At 58.8% G+C, this 255-nt stretch carries 1 protein-coding gene; it reads right to left on the minus strand.

Features of this window, described 5'->3' with window-relative positions; genetic code table 11:
- The coding region (locus tag C7I85_RS30405) for a TfoX/Sxy family DNA transformation protein (RefSeq protein ID WP_106727678.1) at positions 1-219 on the minus strand (219 nt) is incomplete at its 3' end.
- Between the last annotated feature and the right edge of the window lie 36 nt (positions 220-255).

Below are 255 nucleotides of genomic sequence, written 5' to 3' on the forward strand. Positions count from 1 at the left end.
TTCGTCCGTTAGGTGACGCCAGTCGATGCCGGAAAGAGCTGCGTCCATCGCCCAAAGGGCATTCAGCGTTACTCCGCGGCCAAACTGGAATTTGAGCCGCGCATAGGCTTCCACGGCCCCCATGGCCCGCAGTCCGTCCGCACTCCGTACCCCAATTTCTGCGAGGCGCTTCGCAATATAGGGACCGAGGTTGGGTAAGTCCTCAATTGTGTCCGTCATTCGGTTGTGCACGTTGGTTGTCGCTAGGAACTCGAG

Source organism: Pseudaminobacter soli (ex Li et al. 2025) (assembly GCF_003012705.1).
GTDB lineage: Bacteria > Pseudomonadota > Alphaproteobacteria > Rhizobiales > Rhizobiaceae > Pseudaminobacter > Pseudaminobacter soli.